Below are 16,996 nucleotides of genomic sequence, written 5' to 3'. Positions count from 1 at the left end.
AACGGGCGAACTTTATTATTAATTAAATATATAAAAAAGCAACAGCTTGACATAACATTTTTAAAATCAGTTGTTTACTTTTCGTAAAAGTGTCGGGTGTACAGTCTCTGCCATTAACTTTTGGCCTTCAAACTGCAATTGCACAGCCATTCAAACTTGCCCGGCCATAAAACATTTATTTTTCAACCGGATGGTATCTTTTGATAACTCTGTGAAATAACTACGGTTTAGGAAAAACGATTTAGCAGTAGTTAAATTGATGTTTTGTATTTTGAACTTAATTAATTTTTAATATATATTTGTTTTGTTCTAACCGAATAATTCTGGAATCGACTGTAACTTAAGTTGAGATTAGTATTGTTTGCTAAGCCCAATAACCTAAACTAAGATAACACACAAATTAATTATGAAAAGGAGAACTTTTATACAGAACACAAGCCTTTTAGGAGCCGGTGTGCTAGCATCGAAATTTTCTTTTGCAGCAGATTTAATTGCAGAATTTCCTGTAGTAAGAGTGGCAGAAGGAAAAAGGCACTTCAAAAGCAAAGCTGTTGATGATGCGATTAAGACTTTCCAGGCGAATGTTAAAAACCCTGAATTGAGCTGGCTGTTTGAAAATTGTTTCCCAAATACGCTGGACACAACTGTTTATCATTCAGAAAAAAACGGTCGCCCGGATACCTATGTTATTACCGGCGACATTGATGCAATGTGGCTGAGAGACAGCTCTGCACAGGTTTGGCCATATCTACAGTTTGTAAATGATGACGCACCTTTAAAAAAGCTCATTGCCGGCGTAATCATCCATCAAACTAAGTGTGTTTTAAAAGATCCTTATGCAAATGCTTTTTATGGTGATGCAAATAAAGTAGGTGAGTGGAAAACGGATAAAACCGCCATGCAACCGGGAGTACATGAGCGTAAATGGGAAATAGATTCTTTATGTTATCCAATTCGTTTGGCTTATCATTACTGGAAAAAAACCGGCGATAAAACGCCTTTCGATTCCAATTGGAAAAAGGGAATCGAGGCTACGCTGAAAACTTTTAAAGATCAGCAACGCAAAACTTCGAAAGGCGCTTACCATTTTCAGAGAGAAACTACCCAGCCAACTGATAGTTTGCCAATGGCTGGTTATGGTTTTCCGGTAAATCCGGTGGGTTTAATCTGTTCGGCCTTCCGCCCCAGTGATGACGCTACGATATTTCCATTCCTGATTCCTTCGAATTTCTTTGCTGTTACAAGTTTAAAGCAAGCTGCAGACATGGTAAAAGCGCTTCAGCCAGATACCGCTTTGGTAAATAGCCTGTTAAATCTGGCTGATGAAGTGCATGCAGCTATTCAAAAACACGCCATTGTAAACCATCCAAAATATGGGAAAATTTATGCCTTTGAGGTAGATGGTTTCGGAAGCACTTACCTGATGGACGATTCAAATGTGCCGAGTTTGTTAGCATTGCCTTACCTGGGCGCTGTAAAGTTAGATGATCCTATTTATCAGAACACCCGAAAGTTTGCTTTGTCGCTTGATAATCCATACTTTTTTAAAGGTTCTGCAGCAGAAGGAATTGGCGGGCCACACGCCGGACAGGATATGATTTGGCCGATGAGTATCACGATGAGAGCCTTAACTTCTAAAGATGATAACGAAATTAAAATGTGTATTGAAACCTTAAGAAAAACCCACGCAGGAACGGGTTTCATGCATGAATCGTTTAATAAAAATGACCCTGCAAAATTTACGAGGTCGTGGTTTGCCTGGTCTAATACCTTATTTGGCGAGTTGCTTTGGCGAACTTACCATGAAAAACCTGCTTTATTAAAAGTTTAATTGTTAGGCTCGTTTCGGTTTTCGGAACGGGTCTTTTTTTTGCAAATACTGTAAGCGCCCGAAATTCGGGCGCTTATAATTTTACCATGGCGACTCACCGCCTTCGCTGAAAAATTTGCCGGTTGGCCCGTTATCATCCAGTATGGCATATTTAACAATCAATTCGCCTGCTTCCTCAACTGGCTTTGGGCCTTGGTTATTGTTAAATTCTGTTCTGGTGTAACCTGGATTTACACTGTTAATTTTGAAATTTGTATCCTTAAACTCGTAGGCCAACATAACCGTAAATGCATTTAGTGCCGTTTTAGATGAACAGTAAGCCAGCAATTTAACATCGTAATGTTCCCATTCAGGGTTGCTGTGGTAACCTAAAGAACCCAAATCGCTTGATACGTTCACAATTCGGGGCGTTTCCGATTGCTTAAGCAGTGGAATAAAAGCCTGAGTTGTTTGTATCAACCCAAAGAAGTTCGTATCGAACACGTTCCTTAAGTTCTCCTGAGAAGTTTCTGATGCTTTTTGCGGATAGGAACCCGGAATGCCCGCGTTATTAATCAATACATCAAGGGAGTCAATTTGTGCAGCAGCATGTTTAATAGATTCCTCGCTGGTTACATCAAGGGCTATCGCTTCAACGTCATTAAAGCCAAGCGCTTTTAATTGGCTAAGTGCTTCTGAAGCCTTTTCCTTATCGCGACAGCCAATGTAGACGAAATAATTCTTCGCTAAAAGTTGCTTCGCAGTTTCAAAACCAATTCCTTTATTGCCACCTGTTATTAAAACTTTCTTTTTCATAATATCATTTTTTGTACAACAAAGTTGATGTATAAAAAGCGGAAAAGATTTGCCAAATGGCAAAAACAATATCAGCTGATGTTTTTTCTTATCCTGCTCAGCGAAGATTGTGTAATGCCTAAGTACGAGGCGAGCATAGAAAGTGGAACCCGGTTGGCCATATTCGGAAACAGCTCCAGAAACTTTAAATACCTTGTAGTGGCATCCTGGTTAAGCATTGTATTGCTGTCCTGAACTTTTTTCATTAATGCGTCGGTAAGAATTCTGGTAAAAATATCGTTCCAATTGCTGATAGCAACTGAAAGCTCGGCAAAGGACCGCTTACTAAAAACCAGCAACGTACAATCGGTTACCGCCTCAACATATTCTGACGATGGCGTATCGTTAAAAAAGCTCACCGAATCAACTACAAATCGTTCCTCACGCACGAAACATCTTGTGTACTCTTCACCGTTTTTGCCGTAGTAACAAACCCGGATTACACCTTCTACAATAAAGCCAACTTGCTTGGCATTCTTGTTGGCTTCAGAAAAATATTCTCCTTTTTTAAGGTGTATCGTTTCTGCTTTCGATTTTGCAAGCGCTATCTGTTGTTTGGTAATTGCACCGAAACGCAAAATGTAATCAATCATTTCTTCCATCGGTTAAATATAGCAGTCGGTTTCCAGTTATTATTTGTCAATTGGCAAAAACTTAAATATTATTTTCAGTTTTAAATAAATCGATTTAGCGTAACGTTAATGCTACTTTTTATACTCATTATTATAATTTTATATATTTGAATTACCAACCAAAATATATCAATAAGCATGAAACTTTCCGGAAAAAATCTCTTGAATTTAGTCGTAATATTGTTATTCTGTTCTGCAGCAAATGGGCAATCTGTGGGCAGCTATTCCAAATATGTAAACACTTTTATCGGCACGGCGCCATTAACCGACCCGAAAATTCTAGGCTATGAACTTCCTCAAGGTTGGCGTTCATGGGCGGGCTTAACTTTCCCCGGGAGCTCTTTGCCCAATGCAATGGTGCAATTAAGTCCGATGACTGAATATGGCTCCGGTGCGGGTTATGAGTACGAAGATTCTATGATCTACGGTTTTACGCACACTAATAAGGGTCATTGGAATCTTTGCAACATTCCAATTTTGCCCATGTCTAACCCAGGAACAAAATTCGGTTCTAAGTTTTCGCATAAGAATGAGCATGCAGCTCCTGGCTTTTATCAGGTATATTTAGATGATTATAAAGTAAATGTGAGCTTAACCTCAACACTTAGGGCGGGTTTTCATAAATACGAATTCAAAGATAATGTAAACCGGCAGGTGCTTTTCGATTTGGGTAAAGCGAACAGCCGGGTTTCAACATGGAACATAACTCAGGAAGGAACCAATGTTATCAAAGGTTTTCAGGGCGGTGAGAATGTTTATTTCTATGCCATCATCAATACAAAAATTGAAAAATTAGATGTATCAGAAGAAGGGAAACGTAGCGGATTTGCTATCGCTCACCTCGCAAATGGCAATGGACAGGCAGTAGAGCTAAAAATCGGGCTTTCGTTTGTTAGTACCGAAAACGCGAAAGAAAATCTTCTTAAGGAGATCGGAAATAAGTCCTTTAATCAAATCAGAAATGAGGCGACCACGAAGTGGGAATCGATTTTATCGTCGATCCAGGTAAAGGGTGGCACGGAGAAACAAAAAGTGATGTTGTACTCATGTCTGTACCGTTCTTTTTTGTGGCCTGCACTGCGAAGTGATGTGAACGGTGAGTATACAGATGCTAATAAAAAAGTAGTGAAATCTGATTTTAGATATTACACAGAGCCATCTCTTTGGGATACCTATAGAAATAAAGATGTGCTTTTGGGCCTGATATCTCCGGATGTTACGCTTGATGTGATTAAATCGATGAAGGATGTTGGCGACAAAAAAGGCTTCATTCCAACATTTTTTCATGGCGACCATGGTTCATCTTCTATTGCGGGCGCTTACTTGCGGGGCATTGATAATTTTGATATTAAAGGCACGTATCAAATTTTACTGAAAAATGCGAATACGCCGGGCGGCGCTCGTCCGCACGTGGAAGAGTACATTGCCAAAGGATTTATTTCCGAGCCGGATATTAAAGACCCGCAGGTAGAAACAAAGGCAAGTGCAGGTGTATCTAAAACCCTTGAATATTCTTACGATGATTATTCAGTAGCACAGCTGGCAAAGAAGTTAGGAGATACAGCCAATTACCGAATTTTAATGGCAAGATCTAAAAACTATAAAAATATGTTTGATCCAACTACCCGTTTTATGCGTGGTAAACTTGCTGATGGAAGCTGGATAAAACCTTTCAATCCTCAATTCCCATATTACGAATACATGTATCGCGAAGCAAACGCATGGCAGGTTTCATTTTTTGCACCACATGATATGAACGGATTAATTGAACTTTACGGTGGCGCAAAAGGCTTTGAGTCGAAGCTGGATTCTTTATTTACAGTTCCATGGAACCCGAAATACATAGCCAGAAATGTGGAAACGATGATTGGTCAATATTGCCATGGAAACCAGCCAGACCATGAAGCACCTTTCTCGTACCACTTTATTGGCAAGCCAGAAAAATCTCAGAAGATTCTGGACAACATTTTAAACAACCTTTACGGCATTGGCGATGATGGACTGGCGCTTAGTGGTATGGACGATGCAGGTGAAATGTCTTCCTGGTACGTTTTCAGTGCGTTAGGCTTATATCCATTTTCGGCAACCGATGCAGAATATATTGTAACCGTACCATTATTTGATGAAGTGAAATGGCGAAGCAGTAACGGGAAGTACCTCACCATTTCTAAACCAGGGAAGGGTAGAGACATGACAAAAATAAAAGTGAATGGAAAAGATCTAAATGGATATTTTGTTTCGCATGATTTATTTAAAAACGGAGGAAAAGTAGAGATTTTAACCAAATAATGAATCGAAAAATTTAACAGATTTAGATTAACGAAGGTTTACGTTAAACATCAAAACAATCTCACTAGCTAAAAAATAAAAATTATTCCTTCATTTCTACGGAGTTAGTCCAATGTTTTTCGCCACAATGATAACAGATGCTGTTTGTTTCAGAGTATTGACCTGTCTTTTCGTTTCCACATTTTTGGCACACTAAAGTTTTTGTTTGCTGGTGCACATCCCGCGAGAAATCTTTATCCCAAACGGGAATGATAGATAGACCCGGTTTGGGTTCGGGGTTTTGGACCAGGCTGAAAAATCCTCCGGCTTCGAAATACATTCTCGATACCAGGCCAAGGTGTGTTATGCCTTCGGATCTTAACTGCGCAAATACGCGGTCGCGGCTAATTCTGGTAGCAAGCATGGTGTCCAACTCCAGCACGCCATCTTTTATCAGGGTGTCGTATTTATCCTGTGTTATAGACTCGAATTTTTTATTTTTTACGGATTTAGCCGCAATAAATATTTGATAGCTAACAATTACTATCGCAATTGCAATAGCAGGTAAAAGGCCTCGGTCTGGCGTCATCAAAGGAATCCCGATGGCAGCGGCGAGCGAGGCTACGGCTGCCATTTCATTTCTGCTTAGTTGAGACGACATTCGTTTCCCCATAAGCCTCATGGATACCATTAGCAAAATATAAATGAAAGCAACCCGAACAATAACCTCAATGTAAAAGTGGTAGGGAACATCGCCGAAAAGGATGCGATGTAAGTCTGTTATGTTGATATCGTATTCTTTCATAAGTTTTTAGTCAAGGTGGCGTTTGTAATTTCATTGCTTCCGCATTTTTCACATCGCTTATCAACAGAAACTTGCGAGCTTATGGTATTCCCGCAATTACCACACACCATTTCACTTTGCTTGTATGCAAATTGTAGAATGTTTTTCTCTGCCTGAGGCAAAATCAGCAGGCCGGGTTTTGGTTCATTATACTTGAAGACGGAGAATAATCCACAAGCTTCCAGGTAAACCCGCCTTACTTCGCCGAGATTATAAATCTTTTGGCACCTTAGCTCTGCAAGCAATTGCTCTCTTGAAATTTTCATCATCGCCAGCTGTTCTACCGCAATTACGCCATCTGCAACCAATAAGCTTTCATGTCCTTGTGTTATTTGTTCTATCTTTTCATACTTTACTGCAAAATAGTTTAGACCACGTTGGAAAATTACTGCACAAACTAATACCAGCAAACCTTGCAGCAAACCCCTGTCTGGCAGTTGCATTGGTACCGAAACGATTGCGCCTAAGGTTAACATCACTGCCAGCTCCGATATGGTTAATTGTCCGCCCATACGCTTACCAAGAAAACGAAGCGTAATCAGGAGTAAAAGGTAAACGATTATGGTTCGAACAAACACTTCAGCCAAAAAGGTTTCAGGGGCGTTGCCGAAAAGAATCCTGTGCCAATCGCCCCAGTGTATTTCTTCTTGTTTCATCCTAAAAATTGTTTAAAAGCTAATTAATCACGGTTTTATCAATGAGCACACGATTTGGCACTTTTTGATGTATGGAAGCGAGTAATTCGCCAATCTGTTCTTTTTTAACCTGGCCTTCTACAAAAATGTTTTTGTTGATAACCTGGGCCCAACAACGTGGATGTTTAGCTAAAAGACTATCTACGAGTTGCTTTACCGAAAAGTTTGTATCAATATTAACTGGCGCAATTTTAATTCTATCTGTTACACCTTTAATTACGTGGATGGTGTTCAGTTTTTTCATCACATTATGCTTAGCCCGCAAAGTAGGGCAGTTGCCCCAGATGTCAACGTTTCGGTTGCGAACGATAAAGTTGAGCCCTACAAAGTTTACATCTTCTTTAGCCTTCATCGTTAAATCTTGCTTAATTTGTTTGTCTCTATCATAGCCATTGCAAGAGGCTAACAGCAGTATTATCAGCGCAAATGAGTATGGTTTAATTGTATTTATCTTCCTCATATAAAAATTTGAAATTGAAAATGGATAGCCAAATAATGCATTGCAAATTGTCAAGCTGGTGATTACAAAGAAAACATTGCTCTTTAGTTTCAGGTTTTTGGAAAGTTAAAAAACTAAAAAACCAGCGGATTGTTGCCGCTGGTTTCAGTCATACTATAACAAACCTGCAATTCCTTTCGATGGCGCTTTCCATTTCAAGGGGGAAATTTTCCCGGTAATCACACTACTTTTTCGCAGGTTTTCTTCTGATACCTGATTGCTTGCAGACGGCTTGCCAACAAGCTGGCCATCATTGATTTTTTCTGCTATGGAGATCCGATCCCTTCGAGCATTGCTTTTCTCTTTTTCCATATGATTTTTATTTACATAACGGACATTTTAACAACAAGGTTTGCTGTTTTTCAATTTTGAGTATTTCAATCAATTTCATTTATCAGGCTAAGTATTTTTCGCATCCGCAAGCGCATTTTAAGTCAATAAATACGGATATCGATGTAATTTTTCGGAGTAAAAGCCTCCTTGAAATTGAAAGCCAAGCGAGTGCTCTAGTTGGAAGATTTGTGAAGCGTTTCCAGGATGTCGTGATAGAAAATCGTGGTGCTTTTTCGGCACTCAATCTAATTAAGGACGGACTACGCAAACAGTAGCACGCGGCAGACAAGTAATGCGATTTCGGGGTGGCGAAACCCGGACAGGGTAGAAGTAGTTCTGAAAACTGGTTAGAGGATAATTTAGACAGGAGCTATCCTTAAGCGTTCTTATTTGGCGCTGTTTGATTTACCAGTAAACTTTTCTGGTCTTTTTGTTACGGCTTCGGGATTTCGTAACGGTCATCACCTTCTTCCTTATCATGAACAATTAAAGACTCGGGTGTTGCCGCAGCGTTGTTTGAGCCTGTACCTGTCGTTTTTAGTTCCCGGGTTGCCTCATGGATATCATCAGGCTTGTCTGGTAAATCTGTATTCCCCAGAGCTTTCTGAGTTGCATTTTGGTCTTCGTCTAAATTCTCTTCGTTACCTGGATTCATAAATTATGGATTTAATAAACTGTTGGTTAAATAAGTAAAAGTTTAACACCAGTTGGTTTTTTTGGTTTTATTTATTTTTCGATTTGGTAAAAATACGCGTACATGGAAGCCGATTACCTGTTTTTAATTTAGGATAAACCATTTCCCCTTGCCAGGGTGTTTTTCCAGTAGTTAAAAAAGAAAAAACTATGAAAATCACAAACAAAAAAAAAGGCATGATGGCCATGCTGGTCATCGCATCACTTACGTTTGGTGCATGTAAGGACAACGACGATGCAGACTATAATCTAAGTAATCAGGAGTTTGTTAACAGGGCAGCAAGCAGCAATAACTTCGAAGTAGCGGCCGGTACACTCGCATTAACCAAAGGGCTTGATGCAGAGGTTAAGCATTATGGCGAGCACATGGTTGCCGACCACACGGCAGCGGCAATGGAAATGAAAAACCTTGCTTCGGGTAAAGGCTGGACCGTTCCGGATAGGCTTGAACCTAAAGAACAACAAAATCTTATGAAAACGAAAGTTTCGGCAGTATATATAATGAGCTCAATGCAGCGGTGAATATCCAGCATCTGGTGACCACTTTTGGCTTCCCGGCATCGGACATCAAATCAGATGCTTTGTGTATCGCCAAAAACAGTTTTTGTATCAAACGGTCGATCAGCTTTAAAGAATTGTTGCGCGTCATCACCAAGTGTGAAAGCCTGCTGAATAAAACACCACTGGTGGAGATCAACTCGGTAGAAAAGCTTGGACGTGGTAACTCAGCACTTATCAAAACCCTAAAGGATAAGGCTGATGGCGGTATATATACCAATTACCTAAATGTAGGCAAACCTTTTGATGTTGAAATCAGCCACAAAGATTTCGAACGTTATTACCTTTCCACTTATACGGTCTTCTATTTTCGAATCGGTACCACTGAATATGACCACAAAAGCGATGAGCCCATCCGCGAGATCCAGACTTTGCTGGATAAAATCCGCGAAAAGGAACCCAAACTTTCCCAGCAGGATTTCGACAGGCTTACCTATACGGCAACCATTGTTACCTATGATAGTGGCAATGAGGTGCTGACCACCGACAGCATGCGCAACCATTACTGCACGGAGGTCAGCCATCTCGGTAAAAGTTACTTTTTGATAGAAAAGGACTGGTATGAAATCGGAAAAACCATGATCGACAAGATCAACGACAACTGCAGGAATTTCATTAATTCAAGGGTTTATACCGGTCCTGCAGTTGACCCCTGGAAAGGCGTCCATAATTCTGAAAATGGTTTTAACGCTTCCTACATCGGTGAACCGGACTCGATGGTTTTCGATAAAATTACGCCTTCAAACATTGAAGTCTGCGATATCATGCGCTGGGATAACGACAACATATACCTTTATCATGTAAAAAAAGGCTTTAACAATTCCATGCGCGACCTATGCGCACAGGTACTTATCGCCGCCCGCCGTGTTCAGGAAGACAGCAAAAACGGTTACAAGTTTATTGGCGAGCTTTATGATGCCTTGCAAAACAACGGGGGCACCTCCTCCTATATCGTAAATGCACGCAGCCAGTTAATAAGCATGACCAGGGCTCAATTTATCGATTTGTTCAGAAATAGAAAACCGGTATTCATTTTGGCCGTTCTTGACACATCGACCACTAACCGCTCCCTGGCCACCCAAATTGAGGACTTTGAGTCAAATATCGCCAAATTCTCCCTGAACGAACTTGCCAAAAATATGAATAATCAGGAGATTGCCTTCGAAATCCTGCAACTTAGCTGAAACCTTATGCTACATTGAAGCAGGCTTAAATTTTGATTCCAGCAATATTAAACTTATTTTAGTCATTTACAACGCGCTCATTCTCATATCATTTTTATCAACTCTCAACGGGGGCATATGGTGGATGTAAGTGTGGCAAACACTCATTATGAAAAATTCAGATGAACCAAACTTCCTGAGCAACGTACCGCTAGGAGAAGATCTTTTTGAGGGAAAATCACAGGAAAAAATTGCAATTGTTTTAGAGAAGGTACTCACGCGGGACAAGTTCCATATTGTGGGTATCGACGGGGGCTGGGGAACAGGTAAAAGCAACCTGGTTTCCATGCTCAGTAAACGCATGAAAAACCATTCATTCTTTATTTACGACGTATGGGGACATCAGGAGGATGACCAGCGCCGCTCTATTCTCGTTGAATTAACAGAACATTTGTGTAAAGACGAGAATAAACTCATAGAAGATAAAGAAAAGTGGAAAGGCAAATACAAGAGGTTATTATCGAAGGAGAAAGAGGTGACCACAATCAACAGACCCTCTTTAAGTATAGGCTTTATCTTATCGCTTTTTCTGATTGTCTATGTTCCCTCTGTTACCGCTTTTGCAAAAGACATGAGCTTAAGCCTATTGAAATTTGTCGTCGTATTATTTCCCTTGTTTCTGATCCTGCTTATTTTTATCTGGAAATGGATTCAGCATTGGTCAAGAAACAATTTTAAAACCGCTGCCCGGATGGCCCTACAGGAAACTTTCCAGGTTTACCAGAATAAACAGGTCGATGAAACCAAAATTGAAACCATTGCAGAAAGTGATCCCTCGGTGAGCGACTTTAAGCAATGGATGGGTGCAATCGATTCGGACTTAGGCAAAAAGAAACTCATATTGGTTTTTGATAACTTCGACCGGTTGCCGAAAAAAAATATTTTAAGTATATGGTCTTCCATCCACATTTTCTTTTCTGAAGTCAAATATGACAATATAAAGGTCATTGTACCATTTGACCGCGCTCACATCAAAAATGCATTCAAAGAGGGTAGCAGTACGGAAGATTATGCAAATGATTACATCAACAAGACCTTTGATCTGGTTTACAGGGTATCGCCGCCCATCATGTCGGACTGGAAAATATTCTTTAAAAATTGCTGGGATAAAGCTTTTGCAAATGGCGATGAGGAAGAGTATTTAAAGGTTGAGCAGATTTATGAAGTATTCAGACCTTCAATTACCCCAAGAGAGATAATTGCTTTCATAAATGAAGTAGTTTCTATCCGTTTACTTGAACCTGGTGTGCCGGATCGGTATATCGCCTTATTTGTTTTAAACAAAGAAGCCATTCTAAAGGATCCACTGGCGGCGATCGTGACTGCGGAATTTTTATCGGGCCTGTCTTACCTGTACAAAGACGAGGAAGATTTTCAAAAATACATCACCGCTCTTTCTTACCAGATAAACCCTGAAAATTCGCTTGAAGTGGTCTACCGAAAACAATTGAAGGAAAGCCTAGTCAACGGAGAAGAAAAACAGTTCAAAACCATTTCCAACACGAATATTTTTGATAAAATATTGTCGACAGTGATTGGCGAAATTGAAAACTATGAAGTACCAATAGCGACACTCAATGCTTTGGATGAAAGCAAAAAGATCTCAGATGTTCATTTAGCCGGCATCTGGCAAAATATTTATTTCAAGGTACTTAAGATACCTTCAAAGCAATTTGAATTCGAAAAACACCAATGGATACTGCTGACCAAGATAAATTCTGTTCAGCAGACAATTTATCTTAAATCCATACTATCGGGGCTGTATAGCCACGAGTCTTTTGAGAGCGTTAAGTTCAGCGCGCTGATCACCACTATAGCGCAATTTCTAGAACACTATAAAATCGAAATAGATGTGTATGAACTGCTCAAAGAAAGACAGGTTCCAGCAGCAGAATTTATCAACCTGGTTAAAAACCAAACCTCAGATTACGGTAAGTTTTCGATCATCTGTGATCCAGAGCAGTTAAATAATTTGCTGATAGGAACGCCATTAACTGATTTTGAGGAATTTGACTTTTTACAATATATCAGTAAAGATTATGATCTTAAACACTTTAACGCATTTATAACTGAGGAAATACCGGGGAATTATAACCAGCCCAAGAATCTGGCCGGAATGCTTGAGATCCTTAAAGTCAGCGCCGATAGCCCTTTTGGAATATCATTGAGTGATGATCAAATTTATTCAGCATTTTCGACCACCACTGAGAAAGATGATTTATATTATGATCTATTGGCCATGCGTGTGGCAAAAGCGCAATCCTTCAGTTCCTCTTATGCAACATATTTTGCAGCTCAGATGTCAGCTGATGATGATGAAGTGGCGGAAAAAGTTGCGACGGTCGTTGAATATTACACTAGCTATGGCAATTTGCTTGAGAATTCAATAGAGCTTATAACCCCTAGTTTGCTATACGAATCTGTAGTCAGGAAAGTGGTACAAAATGACTACAACACAAATTCTGCAAATGTTTTGGACCTGCTCGAAATATTCGAACAGATTTGCAGCACGAATAAGTTGGATCCGAAAACATTCCTGGATGATCTTTCTAGGTGGCAGCTACCACAATTTAATCCCGAAAAAATCATCACGTATCCTAATTACTATTTTGAACATGCAATAGGCCATTCTTCGGAATTAGCGAAAGCATCCATTGAAACTGTTAAAAAATATTATGATGGATTGGATACGGTACAATGGAAAGCATTATTTGCAGATTTAACCGCTAAAAATGCCGAGTTGCTTTTCATTATAAGATACGACAACTGGAATAGTTTTGCGCTGGATGCTTTTAAGGAAATACTCATTGATACCGCTTCGACGGGTGTAATTAATACCGGACAACGGATGCAAAGACTCATTGAAAGTTTAATCCATTCCGGAAAAGATTTATCGGGCGCTTTCAAAGATTTTAGAGATGAACTAATTGATAAACGAACTATCAGCGCTGAATTGTTTAGGTTTTTTGGACAATTGTTATTTTCGTATGCGGGCTTAAATGAGCGTTCTGCAGATGTTTTCAGAACAATTCTAAAATCCATGCTGCTGGATGATGCAGATTGTTTACACATTCTGGTATCAAATTCTGAATTAATTAAACAGATGTTGACGCAACAGGGAAATGATTTCGCTGAAGCTGTGAGGGATAGGATGGAAAACGAAGAGATTTCCATATTTGGTCATAACCTCGGATTGAGAAAGGGTAGAGCAGATGATTAAATATCGGTACCAATAAATTTATCACACGAAGCAAACGAACATACATACTCATAAAATACTTTACATCTAAAATAAAATAGCTCTTATGACAGAAGACATCCTTAGCCATAATTTTCAAGCGCTTAATAGCTTTTCAAGAAGCATAAAAAAAAACCTCGCCAAACACAATAATCAGACGGTAATGGCCAATGTAGAGGTGACCTACTCCTGGGAAGGAGGGGTAAAGATGGTCAAAACGCGCGCAATGATTTCCTTAAATAACCACCCTTATGCAAAAATATCCCTTACCGACCAAGACTGGCTCACCTCAGAAGACTTCTACACCGAAATGCAAACCGGATATAACCATTTCAACTACGACAAATCAGAAGGCGTACTGACAATTTCCAATAAAACCCAATCCAAAATGGGAAGATATTATACTGTAGATATTAAAGAAATTTGATTTCCAACACTAACTCTGAACCTCGACGAAATAAGTCTGCCGAATAATCAGCAGGGTAAAAACTACAATTTTAAACCAGAGCCATTCCGTAAACACTCATTTGGTTGGACGAAGTCAACAAGCCGAAGGGTGCGGATGGAAAATGCCGGTTAGATTACGGGCTCTTTGATTAAAGAAAAAATAGATCCCTTTCTGGAAATGAGGTTCTCAGGCAGGGATTGATGTCTTCCAGAAAGACAAGGTTTTTATTAGTTTTTTAACCATCAATTTAAATCTTATCTTTAATTATTCCCAAACTTGCTGAATCCAAGACGCTCCATTCTCTGATTCCAAGGACTAAAGATTCAATGTAAAATTATTCAAATAAGCTAGTGTCAAAACGATGGCCGGAAAAAAGGATTTTGTAATAGAAGGCGGTACCGAAGCTAAAGAACTGACCCGCGATAACCATTACGTACCACAGTGGTACCAGCATGGCTTTCTCGAAAAAGGGGCAAAGCTCTATTACCTGGATTTAAACCCGGATGAAATCAAACTACCCGATGGGACAACTAAAAAACACAATGCACTTAAACTCTGGCCGCCTTCCAAATGTTTTTTCGTATACGATTTATATACCACCTTTTTCGGCCCGTTTATCAGCGACCTGGTTGAACGAAAACTATTTGGTAAAATCGACAATATCGGCGCCAAGGCCGTTAAAGCATTTATCGATGGTAATCTTTCTGACAGACACGAAAACTTTCTGAGTTTTTTCCGTTACATCGATGCCCAGAAGACCAGAACCCCGAAAGGACTGACCTGGCTCAAAGCGAAATACCAGGACTTAGACCAGATGTCCCTGATGGCTGAACTCGAAGCTACCCAACAAATGAATGTTACCATGTGGCTGGAAGGTAGCCGTGAAATTGTATCGGCTAAAAATTCCCGAACCAAATTTATCCTTTCCGATCACCCGGTCTGCATTTATAACTATGCCTACCCGCCTGATGCGGCAGAATGCAACTATCCCAACGATCCTCAGGTAGCCTTAAAAGCATCGCAGACGGTATTCCCGCTGGATAAAGACCATTGCCTGATCCTCACCAACTTAGAGTTCGCCCAGCAACCGGAACAGACTGACCCGATACAGAAACGGACCAATTCCCGCGTTTTCGGTGGCACCATGGTCAACACCATGGCTTTTTTAAGAGACCGCGAGCTCAGTGATCAGCAGGTAAAGGAAATCAATTATCTCATTAAACAGCGTGCACGAAGATATATCGCAGCTGAAAAACAGGAATGGCTGTATCCTGAAAAAGACGCGGACATCGAATGGCAAAATATCAAAAATACCCTGCTTCCACCAGCGGATAAACTCTTTCATTTCGGAGGGGAAATGTTTGTGGGTACGAAAGATGGTAAGGTTCATTATCAGGATGCCTTCGGACGTACCTCGACACCGAGTGATTACCTCAGGAAAGAAGTCCCGAAATTTAAAATTCAGGCCAACTGGAACTGCCCATGCGGACAGGGCAGGAAGTATAAAAACTGTTGTCGGGACAAGGCACCACATAAAAGGCCAACTTGGGAGGTATTTAGCATCAGGGAAAGAAACCTGATTCTGCAGGCGGAAATCGACGAAATCCTTGGACTTAAGAAAGGAAACAGCTGGGATGACGTCCGAAGGACACTTAGTGTGGAACAGGTTAAGGATATTCATCTAGCTTACGGCAGCCTCTGGCCAAGGGATACGGACATACTCAGTCTGCTGCCAAAATCAGATGGAAAATTACGCGCGGTCTACTCCGGGGTGATCGATGTTCGTAGTTTTACGATGTACATCACAACCTCCATGCTCTATTTCGATGAAATAATCATTCACCATCCCTTCATCAACCCCAATAACCTCAAGGCGGAACATAGCCCGGTCGAAAACCCGGGTCAGTTCCGCCAGCACACATTACTTAATTTAGCCCTTTTCTTCGCACTGGAAGATTACATTAGAGCTGGCAAAATCCTGCTCGTTCCTGACCCCGGATTATTCAATCACCATCTGCTGTTTGCTGCGATTGATGCGGCCAAAGCACGCAGAAGTATAATACTGGATATCGAAAAGCAGGATTTGGGTGTTCTTGGCGAGCTACTCGATGATGATCAGTCCCGGGTGATCTACAGCCTTTCTCCCTTACAGAAAGAAAACTATATCAAAGATAAATTCCCGGATGCCAATGAAAACCTCATTACCCGGATAATTGAAGAACTCGAGAAAAGGCGGCTCGAAGATCCACTGGCCTTATTGCAAGATGACTTATATGGAAATGGAGGACAGATCATCAAAAATATACTGGCACCCAATTTTGAGATGTCGCTGTTTATTTCCCAGATTACAGGTGGCATTATCTTAACCGAGAGCCCTACGCGATGGGAAGAGTTTATTGCCGCGCAATTTCCACATGCCGAGCTGAGCACAACCAAATGGACAAGCTTGATTGGAGGCATTCAGCAAATTGATTTTCCTTTTAACTGCCGGGCAGCCTCGCCACACGTTCTACTGCGGGAAAACTGTTTTGGACTCATGAAAAAAGCTTGGCAGGAAATTTATGATGCGGTTATTTGTGATGGCGAGATTGTCATCGAGACCGTTACGGAAAAACTCCTGTCCAGATTGTCAAAAGCCTGCGAGGAGGCTAGAAAAGAAATGGATAAGGTGGATAAAAAATATCCGGATTTTGAAATCGGAAACTACCAATTCGATGTTTCCTTTAGCTGCATTATCCCCGAGGGGGGGATTTCCAACCGGCAGGTACAGCGCTTTTTACTCACCTCAGGTCTGGATGAATATGCAAAGAAAGTGCCCATGGCAATATTTATCAGCCTGAAACATCAAGAAGCAAGCTGAAAACAAATTTATCGACTACATCATTACGCTACTAGACGCT

Annotated in this window: 14 protein-coding genes; 7 read left to right on the top strand and 7 right to left on the bottom strand. The window is 40.5% G+C overall.

The genetic code is table 11. The features are described from left to right. The first annotated feature begins 406 nt into the window (after positions 1 to 406). Entirely contained in the window at positions 407 to 1,831 is a 1,425-nt protein-coding gene (locus tag ASG14_RS17645) for a glycoside hydrolase family 125 protein (RefSeq protein ID WP_056872398.1), read from the top strand. 81 nt (positions 1,832 to 1,912) lie between these two features. On the opposite strand, the gene ASG14_RS17640 is transcribed toward ASG14_RS17645, so the two are convergent. Beyond that, positions 1,913 to 2,626: an SDR family oxidoreductase gene (locus ASG14_RS17640; RefSeq protein WP_056872397.1), complete on the bottom strand. Its 714-nt coding sequence runs from the start codon at positions 2,624 to 2,626 to the stop codon at positions 1,913 to 1,915. A 71-nt stretch (positions 2,627 to 2,697) separates the two neighbouring features. Then, positions 2,698 to 3,258 (bottom strand): Crp/Fnr family transcriptional regulator, encoded by a 561-nt coding sequence (locus ASG14_RS17635; protein ID WP_369817234.1) that lies wholly within the window; start codon positions 3,256 to 3,258, stop codon positions 2,698 to 2,700. A gap of 177 nt (positions 3,259 to 3,435) precedes the next feature. On the opposite strand from ASG14_RS17635, the gene ASG14_RS17630 reads away from it, so the two are divergent. Further along, complete coding sequence (locus ASG14_RS17630) at positions 3,436 to 5,586, top strand: GH92 family glycosyl hydrolase (RefSeq protein ID WP_056872395.1); 2,151 nt, start codon at positions 3,436 to 3,438, stop codon at positions 5,584 to 5,586. 82 nt (positions 5,587 to 5,668) lie between these two features. On the opposite strand, the gene ASG14_RS17625 is transcribed toward ASG14_RS17630, so the two are convergent. From ASG14_RS17625 to ASG14_RS17600, 5 genes are all read right to left on the bottom strand, one after another. Beyond that, positions 5,669 to 6,370, bottom strand: coding sequence for a DUF421 domain-containing protein (locus tag ASG14_RS17625; protein ID WP_056872394.1), 702 nt, complete (start codon positions 6,368 to 6,370; stop codon positions 5,669 to 5,671). Beyond that, positions 6,367 to 7,065, bottom strand: a complete 699-nt coding sequence (locus ASG14_RS17620; protein WP_056872393.1) for a DUF421 domain-containing protein — start codon at positions 7,063 to 7,065, stop codon at positions 6,367 to 6,369. The genes ASG14_RS17625 and ASG14_RS17620 overlap by 4 nt, the downstream gene beginning before the upstream one ends. 19 nt (positions 7,066 to 7,084) lie before the next feature. Next, a complete protein-coding gene (locus ASG14_RS17615) occupies positions 7,085 to 7,564 on the bottom strand; it encodes a hypothetical protein (RefSeq protein ID WP_157274986.1) in 480 nt (159 codons plus the stop codon). A 153-nt stretch (positions 7,565 to 7,717) separates the two neighbouring features. Continuing rightward, positions 7,718 to 7,915: a hypothetical protein gene (locus tag ASG14_RS17610; RefSeq protein WP_056872391.1), complete on the bottom strand. Its 198-nt coding sequence runs from the start codon at positions 7,913 to 7,915 to the stop codon at positions 7,718 to 7,720. Between the two features lie 454 nt (positions 7,916 to 8,369). Next, positions 8,370 to 8,591, bottom strand: a complete 222-nt coding sequence (locus tag ASG14_RS17600; protein ID WP_056872389.1) for a hypothetical protein — start codon at positions 8,589 to 8,591, stop codon at positions 8,370 to 8,372. 188 nt (positions 8,592 to 8,779) lie between these two features. On the opposite strand from ASG14_RS17600, the gene ASG14_RS17595 reads away from it, so the two are divergent. The 5 genes from ASG14_RS17595 to ASG14_RS17575 all read left to right on the top strand — a co-directional run bounded on the left by ASG14_RS17595 (position 8,780) and on the right by ASG14_RS17575 (position 16,956). Continuing rightward, the gene (locus tag ASG14_RS17595; RefSeq protein ID WP_056872388.1) at positions 8,780 to 9,151 is read left to right on the top strand and encodes a DUF4142 domain-containing protein; all 372 of its coding nucleotides are present in this window, start codon (positions 8,780 to 8,782) and stop codon (positions 9,149 to 9,151) included. Beyond that, positions 9,148 to 10,371: a DUF6119 family protein gene (locus tag ASG14_RS17590; RefSeq protein WP_056872387.1), complete on the top strand. Its 1,224-nt coding sequence runs from the start codon at positions 9,148 to 9,150 to the stop codon at positions 10,369 to 10,371. The genes ASG14_RS17595 and ASG14_RS17590 overlap by 4 nt, the downstream gene beginning before the upstream one ends. A gap of 148 nt (positions 10,372 to 10,519) precedes the next feature. Then, positions 10,520 to 13,630 carry a P-loop NTPase fold protein gene (locus ASG14_RS17585; RefSeq protein ID WP_157274984.1) on the top strand — a complete coding sequence of 1,037 codons (3,111 nt, stop codon included), beginning with the start codon at positions 10,520 to 10,522 and terminating at the stop codon, positions 13,628 to 13,630. Between the two features lie 85 nt (positions 13,631 to 13,715). After that, a complete protein-coding gene (locus ASG14_RS17580; RefSeq protein ID WP_056872385.1) occupies positions 13,716 to 14,075 on the top strand; it encodes a hypothetical protein in 360 nt (119 codons plus the stop codon). A gap of 382 nt (positions 14,076 to 14,457) precedes the next feature. After that, positions 14,458 to 16,956: a DUF4238 domain-containing protein gene (locus tag ASG14_RS17575; protein ID WP_056872384.1), complete on the top strand. Its 2,499-nt coding sequence runs from the start codon at positions 14,458 to 14,460 to the stop codon at positions 16,954 to 16,956. Positions 16,957 to 16,996: the final 40 nt, after the last annotated feature.

It is taken from the genome of Pedobacter sp. Leaf194, assembly GCF_001423945.1.
Taxonomy (GTDB): Bacteria; Bacteroidota; Bacteroidia; order Sphingobacteriales; family Sphingobacteriaceae; genus Pedobacter.
This window is presented reverse-complemented; position numbering and strand designations above follow the sequence as displayed.